The organism is Microbulbifer maximicatervae (SeqCode) (assembly GCF_056232625.1).
This window is the reverse complement of the sequence record NZ_CP174324.1, coordinates 5,210,956-5,221,636: the sequence shown is the minus strand read 5'-3', so window position 1 is coordinate 5,221,636 and position 10,681 is coordinate 5,210,956. Positions and strand designations below refer to the sequence as shown.

The 10,681-nt window shown below is 52.9% G+C and carries 10 protein-coding genes and 1 tRNA gene; all 11 read right to left on the bottom strand.

Annotated features, from left to right (window positions below; genetic code table 11):
* Positions 1-77 precede the first annotated feature (77 nt).
* The 11 genes from ACJJI6_RS22755 to recA all read right to left on the bottom strand — a co-directional run bounded on the left by ACJJI6_RS22755 (position 78) and on the right by recA (position 10,627).
* Positions 78-167: transfer RNA gene (locus tag ACJJI6_RS22755), tRNA-Ser, on the bottom strand.
* 281 nt (positions 168-448) lie between these two features.
* Positions 449-643, bottom strand: coding sequence for a carbon storage regulator CsrA (gene csrA, locus ACJJI6_RS22750; RefSeq protein ID WP_091391203.1), 195 nt, complete (start codon positions 641-643; stop codon positions 449-451).
* 229 nt (positions 644-872) lie between these two features.
* Positions 873-2,105 carry an aspartate kinase gene (locus tag ACJJI6_RS22745; protein ID WP_445361320.1) on the bottom strand — a complete coding sequence of 411 codons (1,233 nt, stop codon included), beginning with the start codon at positions 2,103-2,105 and terminating at the stop codon, positions 873-875.
* Between the two features lie 132 nt (positions 2,106-2,237).
* Positions 2,238-4,847, bottom strand: coding sequence for an alanine--tRNA ligase (gene alaS, locus ACJJI6_RS22740; RefSeq protein WP_475712124.1), 2,610 nt, complete (start codon positions 4,845-4,847; stop codon positions 2,238-2,240).
* A gap of 72 nt (positions 4,848-4,919) precedes the next feature.
* On the bottom strand, positions 4,920-5,267 hold the full coding sequence (locus tag ACJJI6_RS22735) for a histidine triad nucleotide-binding protein (protein ID WP_444936405.1): 348 nt from the start codon (positions 5,265-5,267) through the stop codon (positions 4,920-4,922).
* Between the two features lie 4 nt (positions 5,268-5,271).
* Entirely contained in the window at positions 5,272-5,457 is a 186-nt protein-coding gene (locus tag ACJJI6_RS22730; RefSeq protein ID WP_108734085.1) for a Trm112 family protein, read from the bottom strand.
* Positions 5,458-5,596: 139 nt separating this feature from the next.
* A complete protein-coding gene (locus ACJJI6_RS22725; protein WP_475712123.1) occupies positions 5,597-6,430 on the bottom strand; it encodes an alpha/beta hydrolase in 834 nt (277 codons plus the stop codon).
* 39 nt (positions 6,431-6,469) lie between these two features.
* Entirely contained in the window at positions 6,470-7,480 is a 1,011-nt protein-coding gene (locus ACJJI6_RS22720; RefSeq protein ID WP_444914426.1) for a class I fructose-bisphosphate aldolase, read from the bottom strand.
* A 48-nt stretch (positions 7,481-7,528) separates the two neighbouring features.
* The gene (glpK, locus tag ACJJI6_RS22715; RefSeq protein ID WP_475712122.1) at positions 7,529-9,007 is read right to left on the bottom strand and encodes a glycerol kinase GlpK; all 1,479 of its coding nucleotides are present in this window, start codon (positions 9,005-9,007) and stop codon (positions 7,529-7,531) included.
* Between the two features lie 99 nt (positions 9,008-9,106).
* Entirely contained in the window at positions 9,107-9,592 is a 486-nt protein-coding gene (locus tag ACJJI6_RS22710) for a regulatory protein RecX (RefSeq protein WP_413662886.1), read from the bottom strand.
* Positions 9,593-10,627: a recombinase RecA gene (recA, locus tag ACJJI6_RS22705; protein WP_108735301.1), complete on the bottom strand. Its 1,035-nt coding sequence runs from the start codon at positions 10,625-10,627 to the stop codon at positions 9,593-9,595.
* Positions 10,628-10,681 lie beyond the last annotated feature (54 nt).

The window sequence follows — 10,681 nt, the reverse complement described above, 5'->3', positions numbered from 1 at the left end:
CCGCGACACCTTCTTTTACAAGCCTTAAAAAATTTCTTTTTTCAAGACTCAAGCCCTCACCAGGAAGACTTAAATAATGGCGGAGAGAGAGGGATTCGAACCCTCGATGAGTGTTAACCCATACGCCCTTAGCAGGGGCGCGCCTTCAGCCACTCGGCCATCTCTCCTTTTAAGCCGCAGCGGAAGCTCCGCTTTCAGGCCACCTCCGAGGAGGTCTTTCGCGTCGCTGAACCTGTTTGGTTGCTCGCTGAAAGTGGGCGGCATAATACCAACGGCTCGGCAAAAAGCAATGGGGAATCAATAACTTTTTGCACTTTTTTGTCTTCTCGAACAGGAAATGGACAAGACGTTCAAAAAAAAGACTTTTCCGCCAAAGTCACCGGTGAAAATATCTACAGCACAAAATAAAAAAGGCCGGAAAGCCGGCCTTTTTTAGGGAACTGTTTCACTACTCGTTGCCACCCTCCTCGGAGGATTGCTTTTCGCGCTGGATGCGCTGATAAATTTCTTCACGGTGCACGGCAACTTCTTTAGGGGCATTGACACCAATACGCACCTGATTGCCTTTCACCCCCAGCACGGTAACCGTGACATTGTCGCCAACCATCAGCGTTTCGCCAATTCGGCGGGTTAAAATCAACATTACCTACTTCTCCTTGATCATCCTGTGATAAAGAGCAGCCGGCGTTCCCCTGGAACTGCTCTTACTTGGTCATCATAACCGGATGGCGGTGCACAAAAGGCTAAAAACTAACCTTCACACTCTTCAGTATTGACCAGTCGAACAAAATCTCAACAGGTTGCATGCTACGTCGAGCCACTGAATTGTAATTGGTTGTTTTTACCGCCTGCAGGCCGGCTATAAAATCTCGTTACCTTTCTTTGTCTGAAAGCTCAAACTCGCTATGCAGCGCCCGAACAGCCAACTCTAAATAACGCTCGTCAATAATCACTGAGATCTTAATTTCAGAAGTAGTGATCATTTGGATATTAATATTGTCTTCACCCAGGGCACTAAACATACGACTAGCCACATTTGCATGTGAACGCATACCTACGCCAACAATAGAAACCTTGGCGATCTTGTCGTCTGTGATCACCTCTCGCGCACCAAGTTCCGCAGAAACTCGCTCTAAAACATCACGAGCCTTACCTAAATCATTGCGGTGAACGGTGAAGGTGAAATCAGTCGTGCCATCGACAGCACTGATATTTTGAACAATAACGTCGACTTCGATATTTTCAGCGCCGACCGGTGCCAGGATTCGGCATGCAACCCCAGGGGTATCCGGCACTCCACGAATTGTCAGTTTTGCTTCATCGCGATTAAACGCGATACCGGATACAACTGGCTGTTCCATATCGTTATCTTCCTCATCCAGGCTAATCAGGGTTCCGTTACCCTCTTCAAAAGTTGAAAGTACGCGCAGGGGAACCTTGTATTTACCGGCGAACTCTACGGCGCGGATCTGCAGAACCTTGGAGCCAAGACTGGCCATTTCCAACATTTCTTCAAATGTGATTCGATCGAGTCTGCGTGCACTGTCGACCACTCGAGGGTCAGTGGTATAGACCCCGTCCACGTCAGTATAAATCTGGCACTCGGTAGCATCTAACGCCGCAGCTAACGCCACACCGGTCGTGTCAGACCCGCCGCGTCCAAGTGTGGTGATATTGCCGTCGTCATCCACCCCCTGAAAACCAGCCACAACTATGACTTTGCCTTCATTGAGATCGGTGCGCATTCGCTCCACATCGATACTTTGGATGCGAGCTTTGGTATGAGCATTATCCGTAAGAATTTTTACCTGCCCACCCGTGTAGGAACAGGCGTCATAACCACGCTTCTTCAGAGCCATGCTCAAAAGGGCAATTGTGACCTGCTCTCCTGTGGAAACCAGAACATCCAATTCTCTGGGATCTGGTTTTTCCTGGATTTGATAAGCGAGATCAATCAGGCGATTAGTTTCACCACTCATGGCAGACAAAACGACAACCATGTCATGTCCCTGAGCGCGAAACGCGGCGACTTTATCGGCCACAGCTTCAATTCGCTCAATTGAGCCAACTGAAGTCCCGCCATACTTCTGCACGAACAAACTCATAACTTACTGTGTTTCCTTAGCTCCACAATAAGTACGCTTCCTGCCCAACTCGTGCAGGCGCGCACTTAATCACCAAACCTCTGCGAAATCAACTCAACTACGAATTCAGACCACTAATTTGACAAAACTTAACTAGTTTAAGGATTGCTCTATCCAATTTGGCACTTCTTTCAGCATATTAGGGAGCGCGGACACATCGGTTCCACCACCCTGGGCCATGTCTTTTCGGCCGCCACCCTTGCCGCCCAGTTTCCCGGCAGCAAAGCGCATAAGGTCACCCGCAGAAAGACGATCTGTCAGGTCTTGGGTCACTGCGGCAACCAAAGCCACCTTTTCGTCTCCCGGAGCCGCCAGCAGCACCACGCCACTGCCCAGCTTATTCTTCATCTGATCCGCCAGATCTCTCAGTGATTTGGGGTCAGCTCCATCAATAGAGGTTGCCAGCAACTTAAAGCCCGCCAACTCAATGGCCTGAGCGGAAAGATCTCCGCCAGCACCACTGGCCAACTTGGTTTTTAACTGGGCAATCTCTTTTTCCAGTTTTCGATTGTTAAGCAGCAACTGTTCAACTTTGTCAGCCAAGGAGTCCGGACGCGCCTTAAGCAGAGTCGCTACATGCTCCAGACGCTGCTGTGCCTGATCGAACAGAGACATTGCGTGAGCACCAGTAACCGCTTCGATTCGGCGCTGGCCGGAAGCAATACCGCTTTCCCCAACAATGCGAATCAAACCGATATCACCGGTGCGCTTCACGTGAGTACCGCCACACAGCTCAACGGAAAAAGCCTTGTCATCGGATTTGCCCATGGAAAGTACACGCACAGTATCGCCGTACTTTTCGCCAAACAGAGCCATAGCGCCCATCGCTTTTGCAGACTCAATATCGGTTTCGTGAGTTTCAACTGAGGTATTTGCGCGAATTTGACTATTAACCAGGGATTCAATTGCGTGCAGCTGCTTTGCCGTTACGGCTTCGGGGTGGGAGAAATCAAAGCGCAAGCGCTCGGAGTCCACCAGGGAACCCTTCTGGGTAACATGCTCGCCCAGCACTTTGCGCAAGGCGGCGTGTAATAGATGGGTTGCGGAATGATTCAGGGCGGTGGATTGACGAACATCTGCAGATACGACTGCCTCAAGGGTTTCGCCCACAGCGATGCCCCCCTTCAACACCTTACCAGTATGCAAATGGTGCGCGCTCTGCTTGGTGCAATCGCGCACTTCAAAGCGGGCATCAGTGGAACTCAAATAGCCACTATCACCTACTTGACCACCGGACTCTGCGTAGAAGGGGGTCCGATCTAGAACAATTGCACCCTCTTCACCGTCTTCCAGGCGCTCAACCTGCTCACCACCTTTTACGATGGCCAATACTTTGCCTGCTGCCTCGGTCGCGTTGTAACCGAGAAACTCTGTAGCCCCTTCCAGTTCGAGGACGTCGGTATAGTCCTGTTTAAATTTACCGGCAGCGCGAGCTCTCTGGCGCTGGGCTTCCATAGCAGCTTCATATCCATCCATATCCAGGGATAGACCGCGCTCACGAGCAATATCCTGGGTTAGGTCTGTTGGGAAGCCGTAAGTATCATGCAGAGTAAATACCAACTCACCGGGGATCTCACTGCCTTCGAGGGACGCCAGGGCATCCTCTAGCAGCGCCATTCCCTTATCCAGAGTCTTCGCAAACTGTTCTTCCTCTTTGCGCAGCGCATTCTCAATCACCTGCTGCTTTTCACGCAGCTCCGGGTATGCGTCACCCATCTGCTCGGCGAGCGCTTCTACCAGCTTGTAGAAGAAGATGTCTTTGTGCCCAAGCTTGTGGCCATGGCGCACTGCGCGGCGAATAATGCGGCGAAGTACAAATCCACGGCCTTCGTTGGAAGGCATTACGCCATCGGCAATCAAGAATGAACAAGAGCGGATATGGTCGGCGATCACTCGCAGGGATTTCTCTTCCAGGTCGCTGCAGCCAACCACTTCTCCCGCCGCTTTCAGCAGCGCTTGGAACAAGTCAATTTCATAATTGGAGTGTACTCCCTGCATTACGGCGGCAATACGCTCCAGCCCCATGCCGGTATCCACTGAGGGTTTGGGCAGTGGGTGCAGTTCACCATCAGCGGTGCGCTCATACTGCATAAATACCAGGTTCCAGATCTCGATATAGCGATCGAGGTCATCATTATCGGAACCGGGAGGGCCGCCGGGCACATCGGCACCGTGATCGTAGAAAATCTCAGAACTTGGACCGCAGGGACCAGTGTCACCCATCTGCCAGAAGTTATCCTCGTCGAGACGGGAGAAGCGCTCGGCACTCACTCCCATTTCCTTCAGCCAAATATCAGCGGCTTCATCATCGCTGATATGTACGGTTACCCAAAGACGCTCCTCTGGCAAATTCAATACTTTGGTCAGGAACTCCCAGGCAAAGCGAATCGCTTCGCGCTTGAAGTAGTCGCCGAAGCTAAAGTTACCGAGCATTTCAAAAAACGTGTGGTGCCGTGCGGTGTAACCGACATTTTCAAGGTCGTTATGCTTGCCTCCTGCACGTACACAGCGCTGTGAACTGGTGGCGCGACTGTAGGAACGCTTTTCCTGCCCCAGGAAGGTGTCCTTAAACTGCACCATGCCGGCATTGGTGAATAACAGCGTCGGGTCATTGCCCGGAACCAGGGAACTGGAGGGCACAATGGCATGACCCTGCTCAGCAAAATAATTCAGAAAGGCGTCGCGAATCTGTGCGCTTTTCATCCGGCGTAATTCCACTTCGTTAGTTGAGTTTTATTTGATTGGAGTCAGTGACACGGTGTCACTTCTGTTCCACTACTGTGCCAGCCCCTGTTCGGGCATTCTTTTTTGGGCAAGCAGGTGAACATGCAGGTGAAATACGGTTTGACCTGCGCTTCGACCGTTATTAACTACCAGTCGATAGCCCTCGAGCCCCAGCTTGCGCCCCAATTCTGCCGCCACCCACATAAGGTGGCCGAGCAGGGATTTATCCTCAGCCTGAGCTGCGGATAAATTCACTAGGGGTTTGCGTGGGATAATGAGGAGATGGGTCGGCGCTTGTGGCGCGCGATCCTCAATAACGACACATTGGTCGTCCTCGTAGATCATCTCAGCAGGGATATCTCCCGAGATAATTTGACTGAAAACGCTGGGTTCACCCATTGGTTTACTTTTCCAGCTTTTCCTCGGCTGTCAGCTGCCGCGCTTCAGATTCCAGCATTACCGGTATACCGTCCCGCACCGGATAGGCTAGACCACTGGCCTTGCAGACCAGCTCCTGTGTGTCCTCCCGGTATTCAAGCGGCGCTTTACTCACCGGACATACCAACAGGCTCAGCAACTTTTTATCCATGTTCCACCCCACTATTTTCCCTCGGTAATACTTCCGATGGGCAAAAATGACCGCGTATCATACAATGCTTCATACGCTTTTACACGGTATTCGCCATAGCTTCTGCTGCGCCACCTGCTGGCCTTGCGCTTTTTTACCCTTATATGACAGAAGCAGTCTCTACTGAAACAGAATTGAGATGGCTAAGTAGCAGCTCCCGGGCTAAACGCCCCTCCTCTATTTCATTAAATACCTCGTGGTAAGACCTTGAGAAACAGTGCAACTGCTTGTTTTTTGACCCCACCTGTCCAAACCACTTGCGGCTGAGTTCCACATCGACAATATGGTCTGATTCCGGCAATAACAGAAGGCAAGGCATGGATATCCCATCCAACCGGCCAGATAAAAACTCCCGCTCCTGCAAAAAAGTCTTAAACCAGCGCAGAGAGATGCTGTGATGCACAAGTTCATCACTGACATACCGCTTGACCACATCCGGACTACGAGATATCCACTGACTATTTATCTGGCTGGAAAGAGCCAACCCCGGAAGCCAGCGAGCCAAAAATAGCGCGAACCATAGCAGAAGGCCTTTTGGCTCACTTTTGCCGCGAAAGCCCGGTGCAGAAAGATTTAAACTGTCGACAGACTTATATCGAATAGCACAGCCACAGGCGATAACAGCTCCCATACTGTGGCCAAGAAGATGCATCCCAAGTCCGGGGTTTCCACTTTTTACCAAGGAGATAAATTCATTTAGATCCTCACTATAAAGTGCAAAATCCTCAATATCCCCGCGCTTCCCATCCGACAATCCATGGCCATAATGATCTAGGGCATAGACACTGTACCCTGCTCGATTGAGGTCCTCCGCCAGCTCACTGTAACGCCCACTGTGCTCTCCCAACCCGTGAGATATAACTACTACACCCACAGCTTCTTCTACCCACCAGCGCCGGTAATACAGCGTCACTCCCCTGGTGACAAACTCCATTGCAATCTCCTTATTGATTATTATTTTGCTAGCTATTTGCTATTCCAGGGTTTCGCGGTACCTGCCCAGCATGGCCAAATGATTCATGCGGGACCGTTTAAGTAGCGCTTCCTGGGCTGCTTCAACATTCTCCGGGCGCCCTTGCCAAGCAGCGAGTGCTGGCTCTTGTAGTGCGCGCCCATAGGAAAAACTCAACTGCCAGGGGCCACCACCCTGCTGATTCATTGCATTGAGATTAGCTGTGGCCTCTTCTGGCCCCTGCCCCCCGGAAAGGAAGTTAATTCCCGGCACTGCTGCGGGGACCGTTCGCCGCAAGCTGCGCAGGGTGTATTCGGCCACCTGCTCAGGATCAGCCGTTTCCGCCTCCGCACCTGGGGTTACCATACTGGGTTTGAGCAACATCAGCTCCAGTATTACCCCGTGCTGGTGGAGGGCGTGGAACACAGAGTGCCAAACCCGCTCATTTACCGCCGCACTGCGCTCTATATCGTGCTCACCGTCCATCAGAACCTCTGGCTCGACAATAGGAACCACCCCTTCGGCCTGGCATACCGCTGCATAGCGGGCCAACATCTCAGCATTTGCGGTAAGCCCCAGGCGCGTGGGGTTGTGATGGCCTATAGGATAGACTTCACGCCACTTGGCGAAGCGAGCTCCTTGCTTTTTATATTGCTGCAAGCGCTCAGACAACCCGTCCAGCCCGTAGGTGATCATATCCCCAGGCGCTCCAGGCAGAGGGCCCTTGCCCTTATCCACCTTAATGCCCGGCACTATCCCCTGTGACGCTGCCACTTCCGGCAAGGGCTGACCCTCAGCATCTTTTTGCCCCAGAGTTTCCTCGAACAAAATAACGCCACTGATACACTCACCCAACCCCTTACAGGACAGCAGCGCAGCACGGTAGTCGCGCCGGTTTTTCTCAGTGGAATCCACTCCAATCGTGGCAAAGCGCTTGGCAATGGTGCCGCCACTCTCATCGGCAGCCAGGATGCCCCTTTGACCATCGACCAAAGTTGCTACAGTTTCCTCCAGCATATCGATATGTGACATCTCTACCCCTCCCTTAGGTTATTACGCTAAGAGGATAGGCGGTCCAGCCTAAAAAGCTTTACAGGCTTTTACCGCCCTCCGCCAACCAGCCAACAACTGCTCCCTCTCCGCCTGAGTCATTGCCGGCATAAAGTCCCGTTCAATTTCCTGCAAACACTCCGGTAATTCCTTTGGTCGCCAGGTTCCACCTCCAATACCAGCCAGCAACGCAGCACCAATAGCCGTCGATTCAATCTGCTGGGGCCGCTCAACACGCAAAGAGGAAATGTCCGCCTGGAATTGCATCAGGAAATTATTCGCGCAAGCACCCCCATCCACACGCATATGGGTAATCGGCAAGCCCAGGGCCTGCTCCATCAAGCGGGCCAGCTCATCACTCTGGTAAGCTATAGATTCCAAAGTGGCACGCACCACCTCAGCTCGACCAGCCCCCCGACTCAAGCCACAAATAGTCCCCCGTGCCGATGGGTCCCAGTGCGGCGCACCCAGTCCACTAAATGCAGGCACAAGATAAACGCCACGGGTATGAGGAATACTCTGGGCGATAATTTCGGTATCCACCGCCTGCTGGATCATTCCCATCTCGTCCCGCAGCCACTGTATAGCGGAGCCCGCTGTGAAAACTGAACCCTCTACGGCATAGGCCGGATTACCCTGGGCATCACAGGCCACTGTAGCCAGCAACCCCTGGGGTAGCTCAGGGCGATCCTCGCCGGCAAAAGCCAGCATAAAGCAGCCAGTTCCGTAGGTGTTTTTTATACTACCGGGCTCGGTACAACCCTGGCCAAACAGTGCTGCCTGCTGATCCCCGGCAACACCACAAATCGGAGCCGATGTGCCGAGAAAAGCGTGGGGGTCTGTATCGGTAAAGTGGCCAGCCGACGGTAGAATTCTGGGAAGAATGGATTCAGGGCACTGGAAAAAATCCAGCAGCTCACTATCCCAGGCTTTATCTTTTATGTTGTACAGGAGGGTACGACTGGCATTGGTGTGATCGGTGAGATGGGCTTTGCCACCGCTCATTTTCCAGATCAACCAGCTATCTACGGTGCCGAAACACAGGTCGCCATTTTGAGCTCGGGTTAGTAAATCCGGGTTGCGGCGGAACAGCCAGGTCAACTTACTTGCGGAAAAGTAAGCATCCAGCAATAGGCCACTGCGCTCTCGCAACCAATCAGACCTGCCGCCCCCCCCCAACTCCCGGCATACCTCCGCCGAGCGCCGGCACTGCCACACAATCGCAGGAAAAACCGGCTCGCCGGTATACCTATCCCAGACGATCGTGGTCTCGCGCTGGTTGGTAATTCCCACTGCGGTGATATCCGACGCGCGAACACCAGCGCGCTGGAGTGCTGCGGCACAGACCCGGAGAGTTACCGACCAAATCTCTTCCGCATCCTGCTCAACCCAGCCAGGCTGGGGATAACGATTGGGAATTTCCGAGTAACTGCGACCAATCAGGTGGCCCTTACTATCGAAGATAAAAGCTGTGGTACCAGTGGTGCCCTGGTCAATAGACAGGATCATAGGGTTCTCGCGCTTATTCTTTTAGTCTCTTTCTGTACCTGAAAAATGGCCGAAACCTATCGACCAGTCATTCAGGTAGTAGTCAGAGTATAAGCCCGATTAATTGCCGTCCAGCGCCCAGCTAATCGCATCTGTGGGGAAGCCCCTGTAAGCCAGGTATCGCTGGCGCCGCGCTCGCTCCTTCATCCACTGATCCCGTGGAAGCTCTGCGCTCATAGGGGCCCGGTATTTTCTCTGAAGCATTTCCGCAGCTAACTCAAACCAATCCACTTCCAACTGATCCAGCGCCTGGGCAATTAGTTCACCGCGCACACCGCGCTGCTGTAGCTCCTGGCGAATACGCATCGGCCCCTGACCGCGCTGGACACGGGAGCGGGCAAAAACTTCGGCAAAGCGTTGATCGGATTGATAGTTGAGTTCGTGTAGGCGCTCAAAAAGCGTGTCGAAATCGGCGCTGGGGAATTTTGCCGCGAGCTTTTGCCTCAATTCATGGCGGGAGTGCTCGCGGCGGGTCAACAGCTCAAGCGCCGCGCTGAAAAGCGCTTGAGCTGGATCAACGGAAAAATCCGCTTTTGAGTACGGCATTTACTCTTCCGGTAATTCCGCAGCCTCTTCAGGGGTCGCAGGCACTAAATCACCGAGCAGCTGCGCACGCAGCTGACCTTCAATCTCGTTGCGAATGTCGGGGTTATCGCGCAGGAACTTGGTAGCGTTCGCCTTGCCCTGGCCAATCTTGTCGCCCTTGTAGCTGTACCAAGCCCCCGCTTTATCCACCAGCCCCATCTTCACGCCGTAATCGACGATTTCACCAATCATGTTAATGCCTTCGCCATACATGATCTGGAACTCGGTCTGCTTAAACGGAGGAGCTACCTTGTTCTTAACCACTTTCACTCGGGTTTCGTTACCCACCACCTCATCGCCATCCTTAACGGAACCGATACGACGGATATCCAAGCGCACAGAAGAGTAGAACTTGAGGGCATTACCACCAGTGGTGGTTTCAGGGCTGCCGAACATAACACCGATCTTCATGCGAATCTGGTTAATGAAGATTGCCAGGGTGTTGGTGTTCTTGATATTACCAGTGAGCTTACGCAGAGCCTGGGACATCAAACGAGCCTGCAAGCCCACGTGGGAATCACCCATCTCACCTTCGATCTCAGCGCGCGGGGTCAGGGCCGCAACGGAGTCAACTACCAGCACATCAACGGCACCGGAGCGCACTAGCATATCGGCAACTTCCAGAGCCTGCTCACCGGTATCCGGCTGGGATACGATCAACTCATCGACGTTGACACCCAGTTTTTCAGCATAGATAGGGTCGAGGGCGTGCTCAGCATCCACGAAAGCACAAGTACCACCATTGCGCTGGGCCTCGGCAATCACCTGCAAGGTGAGGGTGGTTTTACCGGAGGATTCTGGTCCATAGATTTCAACGATACGGCCACGCGGCAAGCCGCCTATACCCAGGGCCACATCCAAGCCGAGGGAGCCGGTGGAGATCGCAGGAATACGCTCGCGCTCCTTGTCTCCCATACGCATCACAGTGCCTTTACCGAACTGACGTTCAATCTGAGATAGCGCCGCTTTTAATGCCTTGTCTTTATTGGAATCCATGACCATTCCCGTATTTCTGAGCTGAATTGAGTGGTGGCAAGCTTAACGAAGGAT

Bases quoted from the DNA above. Each gene is read 5' to 3' on its own strand.
- ACJJI6_RS22710 (WP_413662886.1), bottom strand. From the start codon at position 9,592: ATGCCGTACTCAAAAGCGGATTTTTCCGTTGATCCAGCTCAAGCGCTT.
- alaS (WP_475712124.1), bottom strand. From the start codon at position 4,847: ATGAAAAGCGCACAGATTCGCGACGCCTTTCTGAATTATTTTGCTGAG.
- csrA (WP_091391203.1), bottom strand. From the start codon at position 643: ATGTTGATTTTAACCCGCCGAATTGGCGAAACGCTGATGGTTGGCGAC.
- recA (WP_108735301.1), bottom strand. From the start codon at position 10,627: ATGGATTCCAATAAAGACAAGGCATTAAAAGCGGCGCTATCTCAGATT.
- glpK (WP_475712122.1), bottom strand. From the start codon at position 9,007: ATGATCCTGTCTATTGACCAGGGCACCACTGGTACCACAGCTTTTATC.
- ACJJI6_RS22720 (WP_444914426.1), bottom strand. From the start codon at position 7,480: ATGTCACATATCGATATGCTGGAGGAAACTGTAGCAACTTTGGTCGAT.
- ACJJI6_RS22725 (WP_475712123.1), bottom strand. From the start codon at position 6,430: ATGGAGTTTGTCACCAGGGGAGTGACGCTGTATTACCGGCGCTGGTGG.
- ACJJI6_RS22745 (WP_445361320.1), bottom strand. From the start codon at position 2,105: ATGAGTTTGTTCGTGCAGAAGTATGGCGGGACTTCAGTTGGCTCAATT.
- ACJJI6_RS22730 (WP_108734085.1), bottom strand. From the start codon at position 5,457: ATGGATAAAAAGTTGCTGAGCCTGTTGGTATGTCCGGTGAGTAAAGCG.
- ACJJI6_RS22735 (WP_444936405.1), bottom strand. From the start codon at position 5,267: ATGGGTGAACCCAGCGTTTTCAGTCAAATTATCTCGGGAGATATCCCT.